Consider the following 26,145-nt stretch of genomic DNA (forward strand, 5'->3'; position numbering starts at 1 on the left):
GGATACCGCTCACAGAGACGCTGGAGGAGGGGAGGGGGACTGCCGGGTCACGCCGCCCGGCCCAGTCCTCTGGCGCACAGGCGCTCGACCAGGTCGCGGTGATCGGGCAGGTCGTCGACCGCCCGGGCCGCCACCTTGGGCAGCATGGCGAACTCCTCCCGCGCCGCCGCGGTCCGGGTGAAGCCCGCCCGGGCTCCGCTCATGTCGGTCTTGAACTCCATGCCGTAGAGGACGAACTGCCAGCTGGCCGGCAGGTACATCTCCAGGTCGGTGACGAAGTCCAGCCGGTGGGGCGGGCGGCAGCGCCACATCTCCAGCTTGGCGGCCAGCGACTCGGGGATCGAGGCCGCATTGGTGTTGTCGGTCCAGAAGGCCGAATCGGTGCGCTGGCTGAGGCAGTAGTGCAGCTTGAGGAAGTCGACGACCCGGGCGTAGCGCTTCGACATCAGCTCGTTGAACAGGACGGCGGTCCGGTCCATCTGGCCGTCGAAGGGGAACAGGTGGGCGATCAGATAGGCCGCCGTCTCGATCAGGCCGATCCCGGAGGATTCCAGCGGCTCCAGGAAGCCGCCCGACAGGCCCACGGCCACGCAGTTCTTCGCCCACTGCCGCTCGCGATAGCCGACCTCGAACTGCAGCTGCCGGACCGGCAGTTCGGATCCCGCCCCGCCCAGATAGCCGCGCAGCACCGCCTCGGCCCGGTCGTCGCCGGTATGGCGGCTGGAATAGACATAGCCGACCCCGCGCCGCTCCTTCAGGCCGATGTCCCAGGTCCAGCCGGCCTCGTGTGCGGTGGAGATGGTGTACGACGCAATCGGATGGTCGGGCCGGTCGTAGGGGACCTGGATGGCCAGGGCCCGGTCGACGAACAGATGGTCGGCCAGGGGCTTGAAGGGCGAACCCAGGGCGGCCCCGATCAGGGCGGCGCGGAAACCGCTGCAGTCGATATAGAGGTCGGCGCTCAGCTGGCCGTGTTCCGGCGTCGCCAGCCCGGCGATGGCGCCGGTCTCGTCCAGGTCGACCCGCTCCACCTTGCCCTGCAGGTGAACGACGCCCAGGGCCTTGGCCTCCTCGCGCATGAAGGCGGCGAACCGGGTGGCGTCGAAGTGGTAGGCGTAGTTCATCGGCCCCAGGAAGTCGCCGTCGCCCAGCTTCTTTGGGCCCCGCGAAGCGTCGGCCACCCGCTTCTGCATGGTCACCGCCTCGGCGAAGGCCACGCCCTCGGGCGCCTCGCCCATCAGCCAGTAGGGCAGCAGTTCCAGTCCCGCCGTCCGCTGGCTGGGCAGGCTGAAGGGGTGGAAATAGTGGTCCGGCCCCGGCGTCCCTTTCGGCCGCACCCAGTTGTTGAACCGCACCCCCTGCTTGAAGGTGGCGTTGGAGGCCTCCAGGAAGCGGGCCTCGTTGACGCCGATGGCCGACAGGGTGCCACGGATCGAGGGAAAGGTGCCCTCGCCGACCCCCAGGATGCCGATGTCCGGCGATTCGATCAGGGTGATGGCCACGCCCTCCGGGGAGGCGGCGTTCAGCGCCTTGGCGAGGTACGCGGCGGTCAGCCAGCCGGCGGTTCCGCCGCCGACGATCAATACGGTCCTGGTCGGTTTCACGGTCTTCCTCCCTCGGGTCGGCCCCGGATCGTGGCCAATATGTCACGTTTTTGGCAAAATGACAGCGCAATCAGACAGCGCTGTCATTTTCACTTGAACCTTTTAAAACCTGTGCGCATCGTCCGCTCAGCAAAGTGTCAGCCCATCGAAGCTGACCGCATAAAAGACCTAAAGGGAAGGGACCAGCGTATGACCAGGAAGCTTGCGTTCTGCACGTCCGCGGCGGCCATCGCCTTGCTGATCGGCTCGCCCGCCTTTGCGGCCGACGCCCCTTCAGACGACAGCGGCGACGGCGCCACCGTCGAGACCGTGATCGTCACCGCCACCAAGCGCGACACCAACCTGCAGGACACGCCGGTGGCCATCACCGCGCTGGGCTCCTCGCAGATCGAGAAGGCGCAGATCAACACCATCGCCGATGTCACCAGGTTCGTGCCCAGCTTCCAGGCCACGACCCAGGGCGACCACGGCGTCATCACCATGACCCTGCGGGGCGTCGGTAACGACAGCGCCAAGACCGAATACGCCGACCCCGAGGTCGCCCTGTTCGTCGACGGCGTCTACACGCCCAGGGCCGAGGGGGCCTCGGCCCTGCTCTTCGACCTGCAGTCGATCGAAGTCCTGCGCGGGCCGCAGGGCACCCTGTGGGGCCGCAACTCCACGGTCGGCGCGGTCAACATGCAGACCGTCAAGCCGACCCTGGGCGACGCCTACGGCACGTTGAACGTCGGGGCCGGCAACTATGGCCGGCTGGGCGTGCGGGCGGCCTATAACCTGCCGCTCAGCGACAGCTTCGCGGTGCGCCTGGCCTTCGTGTCGGAACAGCATGACGGCTATGTCGATTTCCAAACCCCCAAGCTGGGCTCGGTGGCCCAGCAGCAGGCGGCCTTCCTCGCCGGCGGCGGGCTGCTGGCCAACTTCCACGCCATCGACCCCAACCTCTTCGCCCAGGGCGGCCAGAAATACAGCGCCCAGGACCAGACCGCCGTGCGGATCAGCTTCCTGTGGCGGCCCAGCGACAATCTCAGCTGGAACCTGTCCTATGAGCGTTTCCAGGACCGCGGCACGCCCAGCGCCAACCTGATGCAGACCCCGCGGCCGGGCGAGAAGTTCTGGTCGACGCTCGCCGACACCAAGCCCTACCTCAAGCGCGACGTCGATACGATCCGCAGCCGGGTGGTCTGGGACTTCAGCGACGATATCAGCCTGACCTATGTGGCCGGCTATTCGCGATTCACCGGCTCGTCCGACTTCGACCAGGACGGCGGGGTCACCGTGCCGACCAGCATCGCCACCGGCGCCACCTACCAGGAGGACCGGACCAACAATTCCAAATACACCAACTACAGCCACGAAGTGACGCTGGCCTCGCGCGGCGACCACCGGGTCGACTGGATCCTGGGCGCCTACTACGCCGCCGAAGACAACAGCATCCGCTTCGACATCCCAATCTTCAACGGCACCCAGCAGGGCACCGTGGCCTGGCAGGGCTCGTTCATCCAGCCCAAGGAAACCGTCAAGTCCAAGGCTGTCTTCGGCCAGGCGACCTTCAATATCAGCGACACGCTGCAGCTCACCGGCGGCCTGCGCTACACCTCCGACCGGCGCGAGAACATCGGCGGCACCAACAACGCCTGGTCCTACAACGCCGCCTGTCCGCAGGTGCCGCTCGACCCGGGCACCGACCCCCGCGACCCGGCGGTCAATCCGTCCTGCTTCAACACCTATCAGATGAATGATGGGGTCTTTACCGGCAACAAGCTGACCTATCTGGTGCGGCTGAACGCCAAGTTCACCCCCGACTTCCTGGCCTATGCCAGCGTCTCAACCGGCTACAAGTCGGGCGGCCTGCAGGACGGCGGGACCATCTCCGGGGTGCCCTACAACGCCGAGACCCTGACCAACTACGAGATCGGGACCAAGCTGACCCTGTTCGACGGGCGGGCGACCTGGAACAGTTCGCTGTTCTACGAGGACTTCAAGGACTTCCAGTTCAGCTCGCCGGTGACCTTCCCGGGCGGCAACCGGGGCCTGGCCACCAAGAACGCCGACGGGGCCAAGGTGAAGGGCTTCGAGTCCGAACTGGCCGCCAAGCTGACCCCGAACGACACCCTCAGCATCGGGCTGTCGATGCTGAAGACCAAGCTCGGCGTGCTCGAGGCGGGCAGCAACGACTACGGCAACCTGGTCGCCAACTTCGGCCCGGGCGGCCTGATCCGCAACGGTCCGGCCTGCTCGGTCCCCGGCACCGCCTGCGCCACCTTCACCGGCAACACCCTGCCGCACGCGCCGAGCCTGGCCCTGCAGGTGGTCTATGACCACAATTTCGAGCTGGGCAATGGCGCGGAACTGGATGCGCGGATCGCCAGCCACTACGAGACCTCGAGCTGGCTCAGCCTGTTCAACGACGGTCCGGGCGACAAGCAGCGGTCCTACCACCGCACCGATCTGAGCTTCGAATACAGCCCGCCGGACGACAAGCCCTGGAGCCTCGAGCTGTATGTGAAGAACCTCGAGGACGGCCGGGTCCGCACCAACGCCGGCGCGACGGCGACCAACATCTACACCTCCCAGTACCTGCCGCCGCGCACCTACGGCCTCAACTTCAAGGTCTCCTTCTAGGCGTCACGGGTCGGCGCCTTTCCCCAGCGCCGACCCTTCAGATCCTCCGAGCGCAGACTGGGCGTGGCGGCTGATCCCGCCGCGCCCGATTTTTCCGGGCCAATTCTTCCAAGGTAGTCCATGGCCGTTCGCCATCTCGTTCGCACCCTCGCCGGCATCGGCCTGGCGGTGGCGTGCCTCGCCGGAGCGCAGCGATCCAGCCTGGCCCACCCCGCCCTGTGGCCGGCGGCGGCCAGCCCCGCGGCGATGACCGACGCGGCGACCGAGGCGCGCATCACCACTCTGATGGCCGGCATGTCGCTGGCCGAGAAGGTCGGCCAGACCATCCAGGGCGACATCGGCTCGATGACCCCCGAGGACCTGCGGCAATATCCGTTGGGCTCGATCCTGGCCGGCGGCAACTCGGCCCCCGATGGCGACGACCGCGCCGCCCCGGCCCGCTGGGTGGCCTTGATCGACCGCTACCGGGCCATCGCCCTGGAGCCGCGGCCGGGCCACACGCCGATCCCCATCCTGTTCGGCATCGACGCCGTCCACGGCCACAACAACGTCGTCGGGGCCACCATATTTCCGCACAATATCGGCCTGGGGGCCGCCCGCGATCCCGACCTGATCCGCCGCATCGGCGAGGCGACCAGCGAGGAGGTGGCGGCGACCGGCGGCGACTGGACCTTCGGCCCGACCCTGGCCGTGCCCCGCGACGAGCGCTGGGGCCGCACCTATGAGGGCTATGCCGAGGATCCCGAGGTGGTGCGCGTCTATGCGGGGGCGATGACCCTGGGCCTGCAGGGCCGCCTGCAGCCCGGCAAGCCCCTGGCGGCCGGCCGGGTCGTCGGCTCGGCCAAGCATTTCCTGGCCGACGGCGGCACCCTGGGCGGCAAGGACCAGGGCGACGCCAGCCTGGCCGAAAGCGACCTGATCCGCCTGCACGCCCAGGGTTATCCTCCGGCGATAGACGCCGGCATCCTCACGGTGATGGTCTCGTTCTCCAGTTGGAACGGCGACAAGCTGGCCGGCAACGCCAGCCTGCTGACCGGGGTCCTGAAGGGCCGGATGGGCTTCAGGGGCTTCGTGGTCAGCGACTGGAACGCCCATGGCCAGCTGCCCGGCTGCACAACGGTCAGCTGCCCGCAGGCGATGAACGCGGGGCTGGACATGTATATGGCCCCCGACAGCTGGAAGGGCCTGTTCGACAACACCCTGGCCCAGGTCAAGGCGGAGGTGATCCCGGTGAGCCGGCTGGACGACGCGGTGCGGCGGATCCTGCGGGTGAAGATCAAGGCCGGTCTGTTCGACGCCCCGCGCCCGCCGCTGGAAGGCCGGTTCGAGCTGCTGGGCGCCCCGGCGCATCGGGCCCTGGCCCGCGAGGCGGTGCGCAGATCGCTGGTGCTGCTGAAGAACGACGGCGTGCTGCCGATCAAGGCCTCGGCCCGGGTGCTGGTGGCCGGGGACGGCGCCGACGACATCGGCAAGGCCTCGGGCGGCTGGACGCTGACCTGGCAGGGCACCGGCAACAGGAACAGCGACTTTCCCAACGGCCAGTCGATCTATGCCGGCCTGGCCAAGGCGGTGGCGGCCGGCGGCGGCCAGGCCGAGCTGGCGGTCGACGGCGCCTTCAAGACCCGGCCCGACGTGGCCATCGTGGTGTTCGGCGAAAACCCCTATGCCGAGTTTCAGGGCGATCTGGCCGACCTGGAATACCAGCCGGGCGACAAGACCGACCTGGCGCTGCTCCGCAAGCTGCGGGCCCAGGGCATTCCGGTGGTGGCCGTATTCCTGTCGGGCCGGCCGCTGTGGACCAATCCCGAGATCAACGCCGCCGACGCCTTTGTCGCCGCCTGGCTGCCGGGGTCGGAGGGCGGCGGGGTGGCCGACGTGCTGGTGCGCCGGCCGGACGGGGCGGTGAACTACGACTTCACCGGCCGGCTGTCCTATTCCTGGCCCCGCCGCGCCGACCAGGTTCCCCTGAACCGGGGCGACCGCGACTACGCCCCGCAGTTCGCCTATGGCTACGGCCTCAGCTACGCCCGGCCCGGCCAGGTGGGCAGGCTGCCGGAGGATCCCGGCAAGGTGGCCGCCCGGATCAATGTCGACCGCTATTTCGTCGCCGGCCACGCCGCCGCGCCCTGGAGCCTGGCGGTCAGCGGCGCCGCCTCGCTGAAGCCCGTCGACGCCGGGGCCCAGGAGAACGCCCGCCAGGCGCAGTGGTCAGGGCAGGGCGCCCTGACGGTCAGCGGCCAGCCGGTTGACCTGTCCCGCCAGGCTACCGGCGACATGGCGGTGATGCTGCGCTTCCGGGTCGACCAGGCGCCCACCGCCCCGGTTCGGATGACCCTCGCCTGCGGCCCCGGCTGCGGCGCCAGCCTCGATGTGACCTCGCTGTTCACTGTCGCCGCCACCGCCGCCAATGACGCGGGCAGCTGGCGGACCGTCAAGATCAAGCTCTCCTGCTTCAGGGCCGGCGGCGCCAACCTGGCGGCGGTCTCCTCGCCCTTCGCCCTGGCCACCACGGGGCGGTTCACCCTGACCTTCACCGATATCCGCCTGGCGTCCAACGAGGGCGACGCCATCTGCCCTGGAGGCTGAGCCATGGGGTCGAGCCGAGTCAAACCTCTGGCCTTCTGGGGCGGCTGCGCCGCCGTCACCGCCGGGGTGCTGCTGCACCTGCCGATGTTCTGGATGGCCCGCCACATCGGCTGGCGGCTGGCGGACATGCCGATGGATGCGGGCATGGTGTCGGGCATGGGCCTGATCCTGCTGGGGGTGGCGATGACCGCCTATGGCCTGCTGCCCGACCGACCGCTGGCGGGCGCGGCGACCAACCTGCGCATGAGCCCGATCGAGGACGCCCCGCTGACCCCGGCCCACTGGCGGCTGATGATCGTGCTGACCATCGCCCTGATCGTCGATGTGATGAAGCCCGCCAGCCTGGGCTTCGTGGTTCCGGGCATGCGGGCGGAATACGGACTGGCCAAGGCGGCGGTGGCCTGGCTGCCGTTCGCCGCCCTGCTGGGCACCTTCGTGGGTTCGCTGATCTGGGGCGTGCTGGCCGACATCTATGGCCGGCGGGCCACCATCCTGCTGTCCTCGATCCTGTTCGTCGGCACCTCGATCTGCGGGGCCATGCCCAGCTTCGCCTGGAATATCGGCATGTGCTTCATGATGGGCGCGGCGGCGGGCGGGCTGCTGCCGGTGGCCTACGCCTTGCTGGCGGAAACCATGCCCTCGCGGCACCGCGGCTGGGCCCTGGTCATCGTCGGCGGCCTGGGCGCCGCGGGCGGCCATCTGGCGGCCAGCGCCCTGTCGGCCCTGTTGCAGCCGCTGTTCGGCTGGCGGATCATGTGGTTCCTCAACCTGCCCACCGGCCTCTTGCTGATCGCCATGAGCGGGCTGCTGCCGGAATCGGCCAAGTTCCTGATGAGCCGCGGGCGGTTCGACGAGGCCATGGTCGTCCTGGCCAGCTTCGGCTCGATCCTGCGGCCGGCGGGGCCCGATCCCGCCGCCTCGGCCCCGGCCGCCGGCACAGGGCTGGTCCTCAACAGCGTCATCCTGTCGGTGGTCGGCCTGACCTGGAGCGGGATCAATTTCGGCCTGCTGCTCTGGCTGCCCGCCGACCTGGTGGCCAGGGGCTACAGCATCGGCCTGACCAGCAAGCTGCTGGCCCAGTCGGCGGCCATCGCCCTGCCGATGGTCTTCCTGGCGGCCCTGCTCTACAGCCGCTGGAGCAGCAAGGGGGCGCTGGCGGCGATGATCGGCGTCTCGGCCGCCGGGGCGCTGGGCCTGATCCTGCTCGACCTGCCGGGTTTTTCCGACATCGGGCCGGTGATCCCGATCACCCTGTTGATCTTCGGCAGCACCGGCCTGCTGGCGGTGCTGATGCCCTACAGTTCCGAGCTCTTCCCCCTCAGGGTCCGGGGCCGGGCCAACGGCCTGATCGCCGGCTCGACCAAGTTCGGCGGCCTGATCGCCCAGGGGGCCTCGCTGCTGGCCATCGCCCCCTCGATCGCCGGCGCCGAATGGTTCCTGGTCGCCGCCCTGACGCTCAGCGTGGGCCTGATCACCCTGTTCGGCGAGGAGACCCGCGGCCGCGATCTGCGCACCCTGGACGCCCAGATCCCGATGGCCGCCGAATAGGGCTCAGCCCCGCGCCGGGAAGTGGGCGTCGAGGAACTGCAGGAAATTGCCCCAGTCCTGGGTCGTCACCCCATGGGTCCCGGCCCGCATGTAGAAGGCCAGCGGCCTGCTGAAGTCGGGCTGGCTCAGCTGCGTCTGGGTGAAGGCCGGCGCCCCGTAGAGCTGATAGATGGGCGAGGCCCCCTGGACCGCGCGGAAGGCGCCGGGCGGATCGGCCCAGCCGTCGCGGTCGCCCGAGCCGATCAGCACCGGGCGTGGCGCGATCAGGGCGATCAGCTGGTGCTGGTCGACGGGGATCTCAGCCTCGCGCCCGGCGAAGGTGGCGTAGCGCGGGGTGAACCAGAAGCCGTAGTTGCGGGTAATGCCGCCGAGGCTCTCGCCCATCGCACTGCGGGTCAGGCTGGCCCCGCCACGGCCGGACTGATGGGCGATGACCCCGGCGATGTTCGGATCGTTGGCCGCCGCCCAGAGCGCGGCCTTGCCGTTGCGGCTGTGGCCCCAGGCGATGACCGGCGCGCCTTGCAGGCCCGGTTCGCGGGTCAGGACCTCGCCGAGCTCCGAATAGAGCCAGGCCCAGGCCGCCAGCGCCCCGCCGGGCGGGCCCTGGGGACTGGGGCCGTAGAGCCTGGCCAGGGCCGCCGGCGCCGTTCTGTGATCGTCCGGGACCAGGTCGCCGGCATAGACCATGGCCACCGCATAGCCGCGCTCCAGGATCCATTTGAGCGGCGGGGCGTGGGGGTATTTGCCCAGGATGATGTGGCTGAGATCCTCCATCACGCCCCGGCATTCCTTGGCGGTGCCGGCCAGGCTGAAGGCCTGCTTGTAGCGGTTGTTCAGGGCCACGGCGTTGCCGCAGAAGTTCTGAATGACGATCAGGGCGCGCGGCCGGCCGGTTCCCTGGACCAGCAGGACATTGGCCTTGCCCCGGTCGCCGGCCGCGCCGAAGCCGACCGTCAGCTGCTGCAGCTTGGCGCCGGCGGGCAGGCCATCGGTCGGCAGGGCGAGGCGGGCCAGAACCTGCTCATCCAGATGCGGGGGCAGGGCGCCGAAGACGTCCTCGGCCAGGGCGGCGCGCAGCAGCGGGGCGCGGCGGGCTTTCCAGTCCTCCAGCGTGACGACCGGCGGATCGCTCCCGAACGGCCCCAGCACCGGCGGCGAGGCCGGCGGCCCGCCGATGGCGTCGGCGATCTTCGGGAAATAGTGCAGATAGGTCACCCGCAGGGCGACGCCGGCGCCGACCAGGGCCACCAGAATGAGGCCCAGCGCGATCCTCCCCAGCCACCTCCACATCAGGGCGTGACAACCACGGGGACGTCCTCGACGACCTTGTTGGAATGGGCGAACAGGCCGTAGGCGGCGATGACCAGATAGCAGGCGGCCGGAGCCAGCAGGGCCAGGCTCAGACCCGTCACATCGGCTGTCGCCCCGGTGATCAACGGGACGATCGCCCCGCCGACAATGGCCATGCACAGCAGGCCGGAGGCCTGGGGCGTCTTGGCCCCCATGCCCTCGATGCCCAGGGTGAAGATGGTCGGGAACATGATCGAGTTGGTCAGGCCCACCGCGATGATCGTCCAGACCGACAGGGCGCCGGCGGTGGCCGAGGACAGCACGACCAGGCCGATCGCCCCCACCGCGCAGGCGGTCAGCAGCCGCGCCGCCGGGACCTTGAGATAGAGCAGCGCCGAGCCGACCAGCCGCCCGACCATCGCCCCGCCCCAGTAGAAGGCGACCAGGGTCCCGGCCGCCGCCGCGGCGGAGAGGGCGCTATTGTCTCCCACGAGCGCCGGGATCAATCGCCCAAGTCCGCTGGCCACGGTGAAGTCCCGCAAGGCGTCATGAATGGCCGTTCCCGCCGCCACCGCCACGGCGTGGTTCTTGGGCTCGAGCAGGTAGTTGGTCATCAGGCTGCCGATGGCCACCTCGGCGCCGACATAGAGGAAGATGCACAGCACACCCAGGGCCAGGCGCGGCCGGGTCAGCAGGCGGAAACTGGCCAGGCCCGTTTCGTTGCGGGCCGGGGCGGGCACGTTCGGCGCCTTGCGGAGCAGCCAGAAGATGACGGCCAGCAGGATCAGGCCGGCCGCGATGCCCAGGAACGGCGCCTGCACCGCATGCGCTTCGGTCAGCCGGTAGGCGGCCAGCACGTCGGGCGGGGTCCTGGCGGGATCGGGCGGCGTCACGCCGCTCTTCAGGATGATCGCCGCCCCGACGAAGGGCCCGATGAAGGTGCCCAGGGAATTGAGCGCCTGGGCCATGTTGAGGCGAAAGTGCGAGCGGCCCTCGCGCCCGATGATGGCGATCAGCGGATTGGCGGCGACCTGCAGCAGGGTGATGCCCGAGGCCATGATGAACAGGGCGGCCAGGAAACCCCAATAGACGCCTGCCGCGGCGACCGGCGAGAACAGCAGGCAGCCGGCGGCCATGACCACCAGCCCGATGATGATGCCCCACAGATAGCCGACCCGCGACAGCAGCACCGCCGCCGGGATCGACATCACGAAATAGGCGATGAAGAAGGCGAACTGGGTCAGCATCGCCTCGGCGTAGTTGAGCGCGAACAGCCCTTTGAGCTTGGGCGCCAGGGCGTCGATCATCACCGTGGCGAAACCCCAGGCGAAGAACAGCGCCACCACGAACGGCAGCAGCCAGCCGCCGCCGCTGGAGGCTGTCTTGTCGCCGTCTTTGGGGACGGCGAGAGGGGGTTGGGCCATGAAGATTCGCCGCGATTGGTTCAGGTGGAACCCGACCGTAGAGTCTATTCCGCCAGACCGGAAGGCTGTGTCAGTGGGCCTTCATCGGCGGGGCGCTTGGGATATCGCAGCTGTAGAACGCCTTGGAGCCCGGCGCGCCGTCGTTCGCTTTGAGATGGCCGCCCTTGGCCTTGCAGAAGGCCTCAAGATACTCCCGACTGGGCATGTCGGGCTTGGCCGGCGGCTTGTTCGTCGCCTGAGGCCCGGTGCAGGCGCCCAACATCAAGTACGTCGCCGCCGCGATCACAACAGTCCGCATCGCTCTACTCCAGAAGGCAGGGCGAGCAATATACCCGCGCTTGGGCGGCTGTATTGGCCCGATGGGCCATTCCCAGCCTTTGTCAGATCAGCCGGTCGTCCTGGGCGAGGCGCCCTTGAACTCGCAGGCGTAGTTGGCGCTGTCGTTGGCGGCCGGGAGCCCGCCGGTGATCGGCTTCAGTTCGCCGCCGCGGGCCTGGCAGTCCTTGAGCAGGGCCTGGTATTCGGCCGAGCCGGTGTTGGCCGTCTCGGTGGTGGTGTTGCAGGCGGCCAGGGCCAGGCCCGCCGCCGCGACAATCATGGCAATCCGCATCGCTGATACTCCCACACTTGCGAAGCGGCGATCATACGCCTGCCTCAGCCCATCGGGTAGAGGACGTCCCTGCCGACCTGCTCAAATCAGCCAGCGGGCTTGGTCCGCGAGTCAGCGAACTTGCAGGTGTAGTTCTCGCTATCGTCGGGGCTGTTAGCGCCGGGGATGTATGTCAGCACGCCGCCCCGTTCGGCGCAGTCCTGGAAGAGCAGCTGATAGGGCGCCGAGTTGGGGTCGAATACTCTCGACGGCGTGGAGGCGCAGGCAACGAGGGTCAAGGCGGCCACGGTCAGGATCAGGACCCTTTGCATCGTCGCGCTCCTTCGGTTCGCCCGCGCACTTTAAGCCCGCCTCACCCCATCGGGTAGAGGATGTCCTTGCCGACCTGGTCGATCTTGGCCAGCACCTCCTTGTCGAGCTTGAGGTCGGCGGCGGCCAGGATGTCGGGGACCTGGTCGGCATGGGTGGCCCCCACGATGGTCGAGGCGACGAACTCGGGCTGCATGCTCCAGGCGGTGGCCAGGGTCACCGGGCTCATGCCGGCCTCGGCGGCGATGGCCATGTAGCGCTCGGTGGCGGCCAGGCTCTTTTCGTTGACGAAGCGCTTGGACATCGCCGTGTGGCGGCCGCCCAGGTTGATGTAGCTTGAAAAACGAGAGCCCTCCGGCGTCGCCCCGCCCTGGTATTTGCCCGACAGCACCCCGCCGGCCAGCGGCGAATAGGGGATCAGGCTGACGCCCTCCTGCAGGCAGACCTGGGAGAGGGCGTCCTCGAAACGGCGGTTGTTGAGGCTGAAATTGTTCTGGATGGTCTCGTAGCGGGCCAGGCCCTCGCGCTCGGAGACGCTGAGCGCCTTCATCAGACCCCAGGCGGTCTCGTTGCTGCAGCCCAGAACCCGGACCTTGCCGGCCTCGACCAGATCGTCGAGGGCCCGCAGCGCTTCCTCGTAGCGGGCGCCGTGGTCGGGCCAGTGGGTCTGGTAGAGGTCGATATAGTCGGTATCGAGCCGCCTGAGGCTGGCCTCGATGGCCCGGACGATGTTGTGGCGGTCCAGGGCGGTCATGCCCGAGCGCTGCGAGGCCTTCAGCCAGCCGTGGCTGGGGCCGCAGACCTTGGTGGCCAGGATGACCGCGTCGCGCGGCTTGGTCTTCATCCAGCGCCCGACGATCTCCTCGGTGGCGCCGGCCCATTTGGCGTCGGGCGGGACCGGATAGTTCTCGGCGGTGTCGAAGAAGTTGATCCCGGCGTCGAACGACATGTCGAGGATGCGGTGGGCCATGGCCTCGTCGGCCTGGTTGCCGAAGGTCATCGTCCCCATGCAGATTTTCGAAACGGCGATGGCGCTCTTGCCCAGTCTTTTCGTCTGCACGGTATGTCCCTCGCGGCCGCCCGAACCGCTCGAGCCCCGCGCCTGTTACGCATCGGCCGGGCTGGACGCAAGCCAAACTGAACGCTGTTCAGACAGGAATCAGCGAGAGGGCGATTTCTCGTCCATCCGCTCGCGCAGGCGCCGATAGAAGGCGCTGATCAGGTTGGAATAATCGTCCGTCCAGGCCCGCGCCCGGGTCGGATCGCCGGCCGTCCAGCGCGGATCGGCGCGATAGCGGGCCAGGGCCTGCGGGGACCTGGCGACCAGCAGGGCGTATTCCGAAGACTCCCACATGCTGGGCGAACCCGCCGGCTCCTCGTGCTTCTGCAACAGAGAATACCCGCCGGCCGCCGCCGCCACGGCCATGGCCGGACTGCGCAGATCGAGGTTGCGGTTGGTCAGGTGCAGGATCAGCAGGCCGTCCGGTTTCAGATAGCTCAGATAGCCTTTCATCGCCTCGACGGTCAGCAGGTGGGCCGGCACGGCGTCGGAGGAGAAGGCGTCGATCAGCAGGATGTCGAAGCCGCCGGGCGGGGCCTGCTTGGCCAGGGTCAGGCGAGCGTCGCCCAGGACATAGCCGACCTGCCCGCCGGCGCAGTCGGTGGTGTAGCTGAACACCCTGCGGTCGCTGGCCAGCTTGATGACCAGCGGGTCGATCTCGAAGAAGGTCAGGACATCGCCCGGCCGGGTATAGGCGGCCACCGAACCGGTCCCCAGGCCGACGGCGCCCAGGGCCATGGCCGGCTTGCGCAGCCGCTCGGCGATGAACACCTGGCCGATCGGGGTCTCGGGCGCATAGTAGACCAGCGGCCGGCAGCGGTATTTCGGATCCTGGGCCTGGGCGCCGTGCAGGGTGGTGCCGTGGGCCATCATCCTGACCTCGCCACCCAGCGCCGGGACCGTGGTGCGGCTCTCGCGGACGACGCCGAAGAAGCTGCGGTCGGTGCGGATGACGTCGGTGCGGTCATCGACCTTGTGCGAAGCGAAGGCCAGCACCACGATGAGGGCGAGGAAGACCAGGGCCCGGTCGCGCAGCATGAAGGCCCCGACCGCCGCCCCGGCCAGCAGGGCGCGGATCAGGGTGATCTCCTGGATGTGGCCGACGGCCAGGATGGCCCCGGCGGCGCTGGCCAGGGCCAGGGCGATCCAGCCCCACTGGCCTTTGCTGAGCGGGCCGGCGCCGAACGGGCGGGCCAGACACGAAAGGATCAGCACCAGCGGATATTCCAGCACGGTGTTGAAGATGGCCGGGGCCAGGAAGGCGTTGAACGCCCCGCCGACCACGCCGCCGATGGAGAGGCAGAGATAGAACTCGGTCAGGTGGGCGGTGTCCGGCCGCCGGGCGACCAGGGCCTGGTGGCAGATGAGGGCGGTCAGGAAGAAGCAGGTCAGGTGGGCGGCCAGCAACACCTCGATCTGGCTGGCGTGGAATATGGCCAGGCAGAGGCCCAGGGCCGCGCCCTGCAGGGTCAGGGCCAGGCTGGGCGAGATGGCCGGTCTGGTCTGGAAGGCGATGATGAAGGTGATCAGGTAGAGGCCGAGCGGGATCACCCAGATGAAGGGCGCCGAGGCCACATCGGTGGTCAGGTGGGCGGTGACCCCCAGCATCAGGCTGGAGGGGATGGCGGCCAGGCCAATCCAGATCAGCCGGGTCAACCAGGGGACGGGCGCGACCCTGGGCGGTTCGGGTTCGGTGGCGGCCGGGATGGGCGCCGCGCGCCGGACGTTGAAAGCCACCACCGCCATCAGCAGCACGAAGCCGCCATAGGCCAGGCTCCAGCCCAGCCGCTGTTCGGTGACGCCCAGCAGGGGCTCGACCAGGATGGGATAGGCCAGCAGGGCCAGCAGGCTGCCGAAATTGCTGGCGGCGTAGAGGGCCCAGGGCTCGGGCGCGCCGTCCTGGCGGAACACCCGGGCATGCCAGGACTGCACCAGCGGGGCGGTGGCAGAGAGGGCGGCGAAGGGCGCGCCCAGCGAGACGGTCAGCACGCCCAGCAGCCAGAGGGCCGGATGGTGCGAGGAAGGCTCGCCCAGGGCTCCGGTAACCCGCAGCGGCAGGGCGAGGGCGGCCAGAACCAACACGGCGAGGTGGATGAGCGCCTGCAGCCGCACCGATTTCAGCTTCTGCAACAGGTGGGCGTAGCCATAGCCGGCCAGCAGGGCGGCCTGGAAGAAGGCGAGGCTGGTGTTCCACACCGCCGGCGAGCCGCCCAACATCGGCAGCACCAGCTTGGCCACCATCGGCTCGACCAGGAAGACCATGGCCGCCCCGCTGAACACCGCCAGCACGAACAGCCAGCTCGGCGGCAGGCGCGGCGCGGCGGGGAGGGAGTCGGCAGTGGTCATGGTTCGCCCCAGGTCAGCGACTCTGGTTTGCGGCCGCAATGCTTAGGCGGCGATTAACCGCCTTCAGGCCGCCTTGCAGTCCAGGCTCTTGCCGCCGTGCGCCCGCAGCACGTCAGTGACGTAGTATTGCGTCATGCCGCTGGCCTGCCGCAAAGCCCGCGCATCGTCGCCCAGCAGCGGCTTGACCGCCGCCGCCCAGTCGGCCGCGCAGGCCGAGGCTTCGCGTTTCGAGATCGAACAGTCGACCAGAGCCCCGAAGGCGGTGCGATAGACGCCGAACTGGTCCCGGGTCATCGGCGCGCCATGGCCGGGGATGACGATCCTGAAGGGCGTCGCCCAGATCCGGTCCAGGGCCGTCTTCCAGCCCTGCGGACAGCCGGTGTCGAGGAAGGCGGCGGGCAGGGTGACCAGGTCACCGACCGCGGCGACGCGGCTCTTGGGGTCGTACAGCCAGACATCGCCGTCGGTGGCGGCGTTGGGCGCCAGGTTCACCTGCAGCCTGAGCCCGGCCAGAGTCCGGACGCTGGATCGGTCGATGACGACATCGGGCCGCAGCGCCTGGCCGTTTTCGATGGTCGCCAGGTCCGCCCGCAGGTCCTCCAGAGTCGCCACCGGAAAGCTGGGATCGTTCAGATATTTCCGCCCGTCGGCGGCGCTGCGGGGCAGAAAACCCTTCAGCGCCTCATCGATGGCGTTGCTGGCATAGACCTTCAGGCCGGGGTAGGCGCGCTTGATATCCGGGTTGCCGCTGACATGGTCCAGATGCCAGTGGCTGTTGACCACCGCCACGATGGGCGACCTGCGGGCCGCGGCGAAGTCGAGGATGGCCTGGCGGTGCCAGAGGTGGCGGCCGGTGTCGAGCACCACCAGCCCCCTGGGCCCGGCAAAGACCACGGTGTTGCCGTCCGGCTGGCGCTGCGGAACGATGCCGCCGGGCATCAGCCAGACGCCCGGGGCCACGGCCTGGGGCTGGGGTGGAAGGGGCGCGGCGCCGAGCGCCAGAACGGCGGCCAAGCCAGCAAGCCAACGCATCCGCCGCCTCCCTTGAAACCGGGGAGAGCGGATCACGCCTCGCGGGCGCGGACAAATTACCTTTTGATCATGCTGCGGCGTAGCCGGCGTAGCTGTCCTTGAGGCTGGCGTGGTTGAGCAGCATCTCGGCCACCTGCCGCTTGCCGGACGAGTCGAAGATGCGGGTGCGGACCCAGTAGCTTTCCGTCCGCTTGCTCTCCGACAGGGCGGCGATCTCGCGGCGCAGGACGTATTCCTCGCCCACGAACAGCGGCCCCTCGATCATGCGGATCTCCTGGTCGGCGAAGAGGCCCACGGCCGGGCCCTTCACCGGGAACTTCGCCTGGTGGCTGGAATATTCCGCCAGCACGCTGACCATCTCCAGCGGCACGATGGCCCGGCCCCAGGGCGAGGCCTTGGGGTCGGAATACCAGGGCGAGGTCTCGGTGATGCGGGCCAGCTTTTCGTTCAGCGAGAACGGGTAGAGGGCGCCCATGTGCTGGTCCGGATCCATCCGCACCCGCTCCTCGGCGGCCCCGGCCATGCCGACCTTGAGGTCCTCCAGGATCAGCAGCTTCTCCGGCGGCCGCAGCTTGGCCATCCGCTCCTCGAGCAGGGTCGGCCCGGGTCCGATCGAGGCGCTGGCCTCCAGCACCGGCATGCCGTCGGCCTTCTCGGCCCAGGCCTTGGTCCGGGTCGCCCCCTCGGCCGGCCATTCGACGAAGGCTCTCGTCTCTTCGCCCTCGATGACCATGTTCAGATAGTGGGACGAGAAACAGCCCCGCTCGTACCAGGCCTGCCCCCAGATCCGCTCCAGCAGCGGCGGGAACAGGCTGAAATGGGTCGGCCCCTCGATCGGCCCGGCCCTGAAGCCCAGCTTCTCGGCCATGGCGTCGTCATGGATCGAGCTGTGGCCGCCATATTCCTGGTCGGCCAGCATCTGGCGCGGCGCGCGCAGGGGGCCGCTGAGGGTGAGGGGCGTGTCGAAACTCATGGCGCGGATCCTGTCGCTAGGGTCGATCCTGGACGATAGGACAGCTGTCGCCCCGGGCCCAGTCGGCGAAGCTGAGATAGTAGACGCGAACCTCCGCATGGCCCGCCCGGACCGCCGCCGCCGCGGCGAGCGCCGCCCGGCCCCCGCCATCGCAATGGGTGACGATGGGGTCTCCGCTCCGGAAACCGGCCTGCGAGAATAGGTCTCGCAGTTCGGCCGTCGGCCTGAGGCGGGGCCCGTCCATCAGGCTGGCATGGGGCAGCCACCGGGCGCCGGGCAGATGGCCGCCGCGCGGGTTGCCGCGCAAATCCTGGCCCCGGTATTCGCCGGCGGTGCGGGCGTCGAGGATGGCGGCGCCGCCGCCGATGCGCGCCTTCAGGCCGTCGCGGTCGATCAGGCCAACCGGGCCGGCGCCCGGGCGGGCCCGGAAGCGGGCCGTCGGGGCGGGAAGCGGCGACGGCTCGCCCGCCAGGGCCGGCCGGCCGCCGTTGAGGATGAAGGCCCGCACGCCGAAATACTGCAGGATGAACCACACCCGGGCGGCGTCGGTCAGGCGACCGTCGTCAAAGACGATCGTGGGCGAGACCGCGTCCAGGCCCAGGGCGCCGATGGCGTCCTGCCAGAAGCCGAGATTGTCGAAGCCCGTCTCGCCGGTCCGGGCCGCCGTTTCCCAGATCAGGGCGCAGGCGCTGGCGTCGACCCAGCGCAGGTCCGGCCAGTCGTCGAGCGCGCTGGGCTCGACGACCGGGTCGCGGGACGACGCGACGCCGCGCTTGGGGGGAGGATGCGGCCCGGCCCCGGGGGAGTTCCCCGAGGACCTCGGTGTCACGGCTCGCCCAGCCGGCCGGCGAGGGCCGCGGCCTGGGCGGTGAAGCCGACCAGGGCGACACCGAGCGGCACATGCAGCCACAGCAGGTTGACGCCGTGAGCGCCGGCCTTGCCGATGACGGCCTGGGCCAGCATGGCCAGGCCCAGGGCCAGCAGGGAGAGCGCCAGGCGCCGGCCTCGCGCCACCCCGCCCAGGCTGAACAACCCGACCAGCCCGGCCACGAGCAGCGCCATGACCAGCACGGCGGCGGTCTCCATGTGGGCCGCCCTCGCCCAGGGCGCTCCCGACAGCATGGCTCCGGCGAGCACCGCCTGGGCGAACACCCCTGCCAGCAGCAGCAGGGTGACGATACGCCAGGCGCGCAGCCGGCCGGCCCGGGGTTGGGGAAGAGGGGAATGGGCGGTGTCGGCGGACATCGGACGTCCTCCTGGCGTCAGCGGTTAGCGGGCTGGAAAAGCTCGACGACGTTGCCGGCGGGATCGAGCAGCAGAATCTGCTGGCCGCCCGGACCCGACAGGATCTCGTTGCGGAACTGGGCGCCGGCGGCCTTGAGGCGGGCGACCTCGGCGGCGATGTCGTCGACGATCAGATGGATGCGGTTCCAGCCGCCTGGGACGGGCGTCTCGCCGTCGGGCATGGGCCGTCCGGCCGAGCTCTTCGGCCCGCTGAGCAGCAGGCGCAGGTTGCCGCGTGCGACGTCGGCGAAGGCGGGCGGGAAGCTGGTCAGGACCTCAAAACCAAGGGTCTTCGTGTAGAAGGCCACCGCCGCCTCTACATCGTCGACCATGTAGCGGACGCTGACCATGTCATTGGGGTGGGCCATGAGGGTCTCCTTCGGTCTCTGATTGTGCGGCCAGGGTGGCCAGCAGGAAGGCGATGCGGCCCGCCAGCTCGGCGGCGGTCCGTTGGAACAGCGGCCAAGTGGCCTCATCGGCCTCGCCGGCGGCCGGATTGGCCAGGCTCCAGTGCACGGCCTCCGGGCCGCCGGGGAATTCGGGGCACACCTCGCGCACCCGGTCGCAGAGGGTGATCACCCGGTCGAAAGACTGGCCGGCGAACTCGTCCAGATGCCGGGGCTGATGGTCCGAGATGTCCAGGCCATAGGCTTCGCGCATTGCCCGCTCGGCGTTGGGGTGCAGGGGGCGGGGGTCGCTGCCGGCGCTGACGGCCTCGACAACCCCGTCCGACAGGGCCCGGGCCAGGGCCGCGGCCATCGGCGAGCGGGCGCTGTTGCCGGTGCAGAGGAACAGCACCCGGGCCGGGGGCGTCAGAATTCCGCGCGCGGGGCGGGCCAGCCGCAGGGCCGGATGCAGGGCGCCGCCCGCCGCCGACAACAGCGCTCCGACCCGCTCTAGGTCCAGGCCGTAGTAGCTGTCCCGGCGATCGGCGGAGCTGCGCCGCGCGGAGACCAGAAGGCCATCCCGCAGCTTGCCCAGGTGGTAGGAGACCAGGTTCTGGGGCTCGCCGACCAGACCGGTCAGCTCGTGGACCGTCCGGTCGCTGCGGGACAGTTCACTGAGCAGGCGCCAGCGCAGGGGATGGCCGGCCAACTGCAGGATTGGGGGCGGGGCGGCGGCGGGCTGAAGCAGCTGGGGGTTCATGCTTCGCAGCATACATCAATCTGATTTGATGAATCAAGCCTGATTGATGCATCAACAAGCGCGGTCGCCCTGACCTCGCGTCATACTTTCCGCGCACGTCAAGGACCGGCATGATGGCGTCAAGCGGGAGAGACGACGATGCATGACCTGGTGATCCGGAACGGCAAGGTGATCGACGGGACCGGCGGGGCGGCCTTCATGGGCGACATCGCCATCGAGGGCGGCCTGATTGTCGCCGTCGGCAAGGTGGCCGGCGCCGGCAGGCGCGAGATCGACGCCGCCGGCCTGATCGTCACCCCCGGCTGGGTCGACATCCACACCCACTATGACGGCCAGGTGACCTGGGACCCCTATCTGTCGCCGTCGAGCTGGCATGGGGTCACCACGGCGGTCATGGGCAACTGCGGCGTCGGCTTCGCGCCGGTGAAGCGGGATCGGCATGACTGGCTGATCGAGCTGATGGAGGGGGTGGAGGACATCCCCGGCTCGGCCCTGGCCGAGGGCATCAGCTGGGACTGGGAGACCTTCCCGGAATATCTCGACAGCCTGGACGCCCAGCCGCGGGTGCTGGATGTGGCCACGCAGGTGCCGCACAGCGCGGTGCGGGCCTATGTCATGGGCGATCGCGGCGCGCGCAACGAGGACGCTACGCCGGAAGACATCGCCGCCATGTCGGCCATCGTCGCCGAGGGCATGGCGGCCGGGGCGCTGGGCTTTTCGACCTCGCGCACCGTGGTCCACACCACCAAGGACGGCCAGGTGATGCCGGGCACCACGGCGGCGGCCGAGGAACTGCTGGCCATCGGCAGGGCCATGGCGGCCTATGGGCCGAGCGTGTTCGAGATGTCGTCCGACATGAACCCGGCCGAGGCCGAGTTCGACTGGATGAAGGCCATGGCCATGGATACCGGCGTGACGGTGACCTACAGTCTGCTGCAGTCGCCGATGAACCCGAAGAACTGGCAGAAGCTGCTGACCATGACCGCCCAGGCGCGGGCCCAGGGCGCCAGCATCGCCGCCCAGATCGCCTGCCGCCCCACCGGCCTGGTGCTGGGCTGGCAGAGCACGATCCACCCCTTCATCGCCCGCCAGAGCTATCGCGACATCGCCGACCTGCCCTTCGAAGCGCGGCTGGCGAAGCTGAAGGACCCGGCGGTGCGCGCCGCCATCCTGGCCGACAAGAGCCGGCCGATGGGGCCGCTGGGCATGATCATGACCCAGGGCTTCGACCGCATGTTCCGGCTGGAGCAGCCGGACGGCCATCTCGACTACGAGCCCCGGGTCGAGGATTCCATCGCCGCCCTGGCCGCCACCAGCGGGGCCGCGCCGGACGCCATCGTCTACGACATGCTGATGGAGAAGGACGGGCGCGGCTACATCTACCTGCCGCTGCTGAACTACGCCGAGTTCAACTTCGACCACATCCACGCGATGATGCACGATCCCAATACGGTGCTCAGCCTGTCGGACGGCGGGGCCCATTGCGGGGTGATCTGCGACGCCAGCTTCCCGACCTACATGCTGACCCACTGGACCCGCGACCGCGCGCGGGGCCCGACCCTGCCGCTGGAGAAGGTGGTGTCGATGCAGACCCGCGACACCGCCCGGCTCTATGGCCTCAACGACCGCGGCGTGCTGGCGGTGGGCATGAAGGCCGATCTCAATGTCATCGACTATGAGGGCCTGGCCATCGAGGCCCCGGAAATGGTCTTCGACCTGCCCGCCCAGGGCCGACGGATGATCCAGAAGGCGCGCGGCTATGTGGCCACCATCGTCAGCGGCGTGGTCACCTATGAGAACGGCGAGGCGACCGGGGCGATGCCGGGCAGGCTGGTGCGCGGCGCGCAGGGCGTGACGGCGGCCATCGCCGCGGAATAGAGGTAGGGTGGGCGGCCATGCTCACCCGACGCCTGCTGCTGGCCGCCCTTGCGGCTCCCGCGATCGCCGCCGCGCCGCTCGTCGCGCCCGACGGCGGGCCGGGCCTGTCGCTGCGGGGCCAGAAGCAGGTCGCCAGGTTGAGGGCGGCGATCCGCGCCAAACAGGCCCGGCAGGCCGTCCTGCCGACACCCAGGTCCGACGCTGAGTTGCTGGTCCGGCTGGCCGATCTCGAACAGACCGCGCGTGAGGCGCTGTACGGGCTCGACCTCGACGGCATGGCGGCGGACGAACGGCAGGCGACGCTGGACGCGGCCTGGGCGCTGGTCGAGGCGGTGGACCGCCGCAATCAGCTGGCCTTGAAGGCGATACTGCCGGCGGACGGCGGCTGGTTTGGCCGCACCGCCTATGGCGAGGACGCGGCCCGGGCGGCCTGGCTGATCACCGTGCACGCGGTGAACGACCGCCGGCTGATGCGCGAGGCGGCGTCGCGCATGGCGCCGCTGGTGGCTACGGGCGAGATCGAGCCCGCCTGGTACGCCAGCGTGGTCGACCGACTGGCGGTGCTGGAGGGGCGGCCGCAACGGTTCGGGACCCAGCCGGTCTGTCGGGCCGGCGTCTGGACCGTCGGAGAGGTCGAGGATCCCGCTGGCCTGGAGGCTCGACGGGCGTCGCTGGGCCTGCGGTCTATGGCGCGCGGTGACTTCCGCCCGCCGCCGGGGTGCTAGGATTCTGGGTGGCCTGGGGGGCTTTGCACTGCTCCACCCGTTCGGCCTTGCGGACCTGGACCTTGCAGACAGCCTGGCCGTCGAAGCCGCAGCTGTAGCCGCCGTCACGCGGCGTGCAGCGCCAACGCTGGGCCTGGCCGCTGGCGGCGGTGAGGCGGTACTCGCCCTGGGCGTAGCCGCCGCAGATGAATTCGGCCTCCTCGCTCGAGCGGGCCAGGGCGTCGGCCTTGGCCGCCGCCTCGCTCCTGGACGCCTTCAGGCTGGTCGGCACGATCAGGGGCTGCAGGCGCACGTCGGGCGACCAGGTCTCGGCCTCGCTGAGCCTGCAGGCGGCGAGACGGGCCTGGGCCTCGGTCGAGTAGACGCCGCTGGGATAGCTGGCCAGGTAGCTGCGCAGCCCCTCGCCATCGGTGCGGCCGATGGCGGCGGCCCAGGCCTTGTCCTCCTTGGCCGTCGGCACCCCGCCCAGGCCCAGCGGCCGGCACAGGCAGGCCCTGATCAGCCCGACCTTGCAGACCGGCTTCTGCACCGAGGCGACATTGTTCGAGAACCCCATCACCCCCGAGAACAGCGCCAGGGCGGTGGCCGCATAGGCCGTCAGGCGCAGCCGCCGCGAGGTCGAGGTCAGGGTGGTGGCCGCCCCGCCCGCTGCCGCGCCCTGGGCCGCCGCGCGGACCTTGGAATAGTTCTTGTCCAGCAGATCGCCGTTCCAGCCGGAGAGGTCGACGGTCTGCTTGCCGCCGAACCCGACCGGCGGCTTGACCTTGTCGATGACCACCGGCAGCAGCACGCCGCGCGCCTGGGCCCGCTCGGCCTCGTCCTGCACGAACTCGCCGTCCGGCCCGACCGAGTGGGCGCTCCACAGTGCGATGACGCAGCTGGACTCGTTCAGCTCGGTCTCGATCCTGGCCCGCCAGCCCGCCCCGGCCTCCAGTTCGCGGTCCCACCAGACCGAGAGGCCAGACATCTGCAGGGCGTTGGCCAGGCGCTCGGCGAAGCTGCGATCCTCGCGGCGATAGGCGATGTAGACGTCGTTCATGGCTTCGCTTCAGGCTTCGTCTCAGGTGGAGTCTCGGGCTTGGTCTCGGCCCTGGCCTTGGCCTTGGCCAGGCTCGCCTTGGCCCTGTCCGCCAGATCGCGGTCCTTGGCCGGGATCAGGCCGCGCTGATCAAGCTCGTCCCAGAGACGCACCACCGAGGCCCACTGGCTCGCGTCGCCGCTCATCCGGGCCATCCGGGCCTCGATAATCGCCAGGTCGCGCAGGCTGCGATAGCCGTGGTCCTTGTCGGCGTTGGCTATGGCCAGCCGGATGTCCAGACAGTCGCTGTAGGTGTCGTAGGCCTCCCTGTAGCGCTTCTGAGCGTCGAGCCAGTCGCCCATGTCGATCAGGGCGCCGCAGAGGTCACGGCGGATGGCGACATCATCGGGCCGGGCCTTGAGCCGGGCCCGCTGCAGGGCCAGGTTCTCGGCCACCAGGGTTTCGACGCGGCCATAGTCCTCATCCATCGTCGCCAGGGCGGCCAGCCGGCTCAGGGCGACGCCCAGATACAGCTGGCTGTCGGCGTCATCGGGCTGCTTGGCCAGGATGCCCCGCGAGAGGGTCACCGATTCCTCATAGACCGGCCGGGCGCCTTTGTAGTCGTCGAGCTGGACCAGGGTTTCGGCATAGCGCAGCAGGCCGGTGCGCAGCGTGCCCATATCGCCGGGATAGGCGACGACCGCTTCCCGCAGTACGGCCAGGGCCTTGACGTAGGCGTCGCGGGCCTTGGCGTGGTCGCCGGTGCGCGCCTGGATCCAGGCCGTGTTGAGCAGAGCCGCGCCCAGCAGGTCCTTGGCGAGGACGTCGTCCGGGCTGGCCTTGAGCTGGGCTCCCAGGACGGCGGCGGATTCATCGAACACCTTGCGGGCGGTGGGCAGGTCGTCCAGGCCCATCAGCGCTGCGCCGTAGAGGTTCAGGTCGATGGCCAGATAGCGGCGGGCCGCGATGTTGCCGCTCTCGGCCGCCACCAGCCGGCGGTGGATGGCCAGGCCCTCTTCGAAGGCGGCCCGGGCGGGGGGGCCGTCGCCCTTCGTGGCCAGGGCCTGGCCCAGGCGGCTGAGGCTGCGGGCCAGGGTGGACTGGGCCTGGCGATTGCTGGGATCGAAGGCGGCCAGCCGGCGGGCGATGTCGACCGCCTCCTGGCCTTCGCGTCCGGCGTCGTCCAGCCGTCCCAGGGACTGCGACATGTCCGAGGCGATCGCCAGATTGTCGGCCAGCATGCCGCCGATGTCGGTGTTGTCGGGCGCCGAGGCGTAGAGCTTGCGCGAAACCTCCAGGCTCTGGTTGATCATGTCCTTGGCCTGGGCATTCTCGTTCAGCAGCCACAGGGCGCCGCCGACCTTGGCCAGGACCAGGGCGAGGTTGCGCTGGTGGCTCACATTGCCTGGGTCGGCCTCGCCCACCTTGCGCAGGATGGCGGCGGCGGCCTCGTAATCGGCCTTGGAGCCGCCGGCGTCGCCGACCTGCAGCTTGACGTCGGCCCGGTCGCTGAGCACGGCGGCCAGGTCGAGCTGGGTCTGGGCGCTGCTGGGGGATTCCGCCGCCAGCGCCTGGGTGAGGGTCAGGGCCTCGTTGTAGTATTTCACGCCCTGGGCCGTGTCGCCGCCCGTGACCGTCACGCCGCCCAGGGCGTCCAGGGTCTGGGCCAGTTCGCGCCGGGCCCGCATGTCGCCGGGCTGGCTGGCGGCCAGGCGGCGGGCGAGGGTCAGCGACTCCTCCAGGCTCGCCCGGGCCTCCTTGAGCCGACCCGTGGTCGTCTGCAGGTCGGCCAGCGAACCCAGGCTGATCATCAGAGCCCGCTGTGAATCGACCTCATCCGGCGCCGCCTTCATCAGCTTGCGGGCGATGCCCAGGCCCTGTTCCAGGGGCGCCTGGGCGGCCACCTGGTCGCCCAGGTGGCTGAGGATGTCGCCCATCTCCTCGAGGGCGGAAAAGCGGTCTGTATCGGACCGGGCGGTCGCCAGGGCCTTGCCGGCCGTGGTCCGGGCGTCGTTCAGCCGGCCGGCGTTCTGATAGAGGCGGGTGAGATCGCGCCAGCCGGGATAATAGGCCGGGGTGCGCTTCTGGGCCTGTTCCCAGATGGCGATGACGTCGTTGGTGGTCTTCTCGCCCTTGTCGCGCATGTCCTCGGCCAGGGCGGCCAGCTGGCGCAGCTGCACGGCGGCCCGCTCGTCGGCGGCCGCGTCCTGGGCGGCGATGTCGATCCGCATCAGCTGTTCGATGACCGGGAAGGCGCCCACCCGGTCGCCGTCGGCGAAGCGTTGCAGCGCCTCCTGCAGCTTGGGGTCGTCGTTCTTCACCAGGGCGGCGATCTGGGCCTGATAGGCCTCGATCTGGGCGGCGTAGGCGCTGTCGCGCTCGGCCAGCTCTCGACTGACTTGCTCGCGATCGGCGATGATCTTGTCCAGTTCGGCCCGGGCCGCGTCGCGTTCGGCCTGGGTGCGCTTGAGGTCGCGGACGGTCAGCCGCAGAGTCTTCTCCGCCCCGTCGAGCCGGGTGAGCAGCACCTCTTCGCGCTCGCTGGTCAGCCGCTGGTCTCTGGCGATCGCGATGGCCCGCTGGGTGACCAGATCGTCCTGCAACCGCCGCGCCGAGGCCGACAGGTCGCCCGCGGCCCAGGCTGCTGTGGGGGCCGTGGTGGCCGCCGTCGCGGCCAGGGCCAAGGCCAG

At 69.8% G+C, this 26,145-nt stretch carries 21 protein-coding genes; 5 read left to right on the top strand and 16 right to left on the bottom strand.

The window, feature by feature from the left end; genetic code table 11:
• Positions 1-47: 47 nt before the first annotated feature.
• A complete protein-coding gene (locus tag QO010_RS10545) occupies positions 48-1,604 on the bottom strand; it encodes a tryptophan halogenase family protein (RefSeq protein WP_307348919.1) in 1,557 nt (518 codons plus the stop codon).
• 189 nt (positions 1,605-1,793) lie between these two features.
• On the opposite strand from QO010_RS10545, the gene QO010_RS10550 reads away from it, so the two are divergent.
• The 3 genes from QO010_RS10550 (at position 1,794) to QO010_RS10560 (ending at position 8,360) form a co-directional block, all read left to right on the top strand.
• A complete protein-coding gene (locus tag QO010_RS10550; RefSeq protein ID WP_307348920.1) occupies positions 1,794-4,226 on the top strand; it encodes a TonB-dependent receptor in 2,433 nt (810 codons plus the stop codon).
• 120 nt (positions 4,227-4,346) lie between these two features.
• Positions 4,347-6,812 (top strand): glycoside hydrolase family 3 protein, encoded by a 2,466-nt coding sequence (locus tag QO010_RS10555; RefSeq protein ID WP_307348921.1) that lies wholly within the window; start codon positions 4,347-4,349, stop codon positions 6,810-6,812.
• Positions 6,813-6,815: 3 nt separating this feature from the next.
• Positions 6,816-8,360, top strand: coding sequence for an MFS transporter (locus tag QO010_RS10560; RefSeq protein WP_307348923.1), 1,545 nt, complete (start codon positions 6,816-6,818; stop codon positions 8,358-8,360).
• 3 nt (positions 8,361-8,363) lie between these two features.
• Here QO010_RS10560 and QO010_RS10565 read toward each other — a convergent pair whose 3' ends face one another.
• The 13 genes from QO010_RS10565 to QO010_RS10625 all read right to left on the bottom strand — a co-directional run bounded on the left by QO010_RS10565 (position 8,364) and on the right by QO010_RS10625 (position 19,834).
• Positions 8,364-9,650: a glucuronyl esterase domain-containing protein gene (locus tag QO010_RS10565; protein WP_307348925.1), complete on the bottom strand. Its 1,287-nt coding sequence runs from the start codon at positions 9,648-9,650 to the stop codon at positions 8,364-8,366.
• Positions 9,650-11,074: a sugar MFS transporter gene (locus tag QO010_RS10570; RefSeq protein WP_307348926.1), complete on the bottom strand. Its 1,425-nt coding sequence runs from the start codon at positions 11,072-11,074 to the stop codon at positions 9,650-9,652. Before QO010_RS10570 ends, QO010_RS10565 begins: the two co-directional genes overlap by 1 nt.
• Before the next feature lie 70 nt (positions 11,075-11,144).
• Positions 11,145-11,372, bottom strand: coding sequence for a hypothetical protein (locus tag QO010_RS10575; RefSeq protein ID WP_307348928.1), 228 nt, complete (start codon positions 11,370-11,372; stop codon positions 11,145-11,147).
• Positions 11,373-11,459: 87 nt separating this feature from the next.
• Positions 11,460-11,684 (bottom strand): hypothetical protein, encoded by a 225-nt coding sequence (locus tag QO010_RS10580; protein ID WP_307348930.1) that lies wholly within the window; start codon positions 11,682-11,684, stop codon positions 11,460-11,462.
• An 86-nt stretch (positions 11,685-11,770) separates the two neighbouring features.
• Positions 11,771-11,995, bottom strand: a complete 225-nt coding sequence (locus QO010_RS10585) for a hypothetical protein (RefSeq protein ID WP_307348932.1) — start codon at positions 11,993-11,995, stop codon at positions 11,771-11,773.
• A gap of 41 nt (positions 11,996-12,036) precedes the next feature.
• On the bottom strand, positions 12,037-13,053 hold the full coding sequence (locus QO010_RS10590; RefSeq protein WP_307348934.1) for an aldo/keto reductase: 1,017 nt from the start codon (positions 13,051-13,053) through the stop codon (positions 12,037-12,039).
• Between the two features lie 99 nt (positions 13,054-13,152).
• On the bottom strand, positions 13,153-15,399 hold the full coding sequence (locus QO010_RS10595) for a spermidine synthase (RefSeq protein ID WP_307348936.1): 2,247 nt from the start codon (positions 15,397-15,399) through the stop codon (positions 13,153-13,155).
• A gap of 63 nt (positions 15,400-15,462) precedes the next feature.
• On the bottom strand, positions 15,463-16,431 hold the full coding sequence (locus tag QO010_RS10600) for an MBL fold metallo-hydrolase (protein ID WP_307348939.1): 969 nt from the start codon (positions 16,429-16,431) through the stop codon (positions 15,463-15,465).
• Between the two features lie 67 nt (positions 16,432-16,498).
• On the bottom strand, positions 16,499-17,404 hold the full coding sequence (locus QO010_RS10605) for a hypothetical protein (RefSeq protein ID WP_307348943.1): 906 nt from the start codon (positions 17,402-17,404) through the stop codon (positions 16,499-16,501).
• A 16-nt stretch (positions 17,405-17,420) separates the two neighbouring features.
• Positions 17,421-18,233, bottom strand: a complete 813-nt coding sequence (locus QO010_RS10610) for a sulfurtransferase (protein WP_307348945.1) — start codon at positions 18,231-18,233, stop codon at positions 17,421-17,423.
• Positions 18,230-18,649 (bottom strand): hypothetical protein, encoded by a 420-nt coding sequence (locus QO010_RS10615; RefSeq protein WP_307348947.1) that lies wholly within the window; start codon positions 18,647-18,649, stop codon positions 18,230-18,232. The genes QO010_RS10610 and QO010_RS10615 overlap by 4 nt, the downstream gene beginning before the upstream one ends.
• A gap of 17 nt (positions 18,650-18,666) precedes the next feature.
• The gene (locus tag QO010_RS10620) at positions 18,667-19,056 is read right to left on the bottom strand and encodes a VOC family protein (protein WP_307348949.1); all 390 of its coding nucleotides are present in this window, start codon (positions 19,054-19,056) and stop codon (positions 18,667-18,669) included.
• Positions 19,040-19,834: an arsenate reductase/protein-tyrosine-phosphatase family protein gene (locus tag QO010_RS10625; RefSeq protein ID WP_307348951.1), complete on the bottom strand. Its 795-nt coding sequence runs from the start codon at positions 19,832-19,834 to the stop codon at positions 19,040-19,042. The genes QO010_RS10620 and QO010_RS10625 overlap by 17 nt, the downstream gene beginning before the upstream one ends.
• A gap of 138 nt (positions 19,835-19,972) precedes the next feature.
• On the opposite strand from QO010_RS10625, the gene QO010_RS10630 reads away from it, so the two are divergent.
• Both QO010_RS10630 and QO010_RS10635 read left to right on the top strand, forming a co-directional pair.
• Positions 19,973-21,712 (top strand): N-acyl-D-amino-acid deacylase family protein, encoded by a 1,740-nt coding sequence (locus tag QO010_RS10630; RefSeq protein WP_307348953.1) that lies wholly within the window; start codon positions 19,973-19,975, stop codon positions 21,710-21,712.
• Between the two features lie 17 nt (positions 21,713-21,729).
• Positions 21,730-22,437, top strand: a complete 708-nt coding sequence (locus QO010_RS10635; protein WP_307348955.1) for a hypothetical protein — start codon at positions 21,730-21,732, stop codon at positions 22,435-22,437.
• On the opposite strand, the gene QO010_RS10640 is transcribed toward QO010_RS10635, so the two are convergent.
• Together QO010_RS10640 and QO010_RS10645 are read right to left on the bottom strand one after the other, a co-directional pair.
• Entirely contained in the window at positions 22,397-23,476 is a 1,080-nt protein-coding gene (locus tag QO010_RS10640) for a toll/interleukin-1 receptor domain-containing protein (protein WP_307348957.1), read from the bottom strand. The two genes, QO010_RS10635 and QO010_RS10640, sit on opposite strands and share 41 nt — an antisense overlap.
• Entirely contained in the window at positions 23,473-26,139 is a 2,667-nt protein-coding gene (locus QO010_RS10645) for a tetratricopeptide repeat protein (protein WP_307348958.1), read from the bottom strand. The genes QO010_RS10640 and QO010_RS10645 overlap by 4 nt, the downstream gene beginning before the upstream one ends.
• Between the last annotated feature and the right edge of the window lie 6 nt (positions 26,140-26,145).

The sequence above is a fragment of the Caulobacter ginsengisoli genome (assembly GCF_030814835.1).
GTDB lineage: Bacteria > Pseudomonadota > Alphaproteobacteria > Caulobacterales > Caulobacteraceae > Caulobacter > Caulobacter ginsengisoli.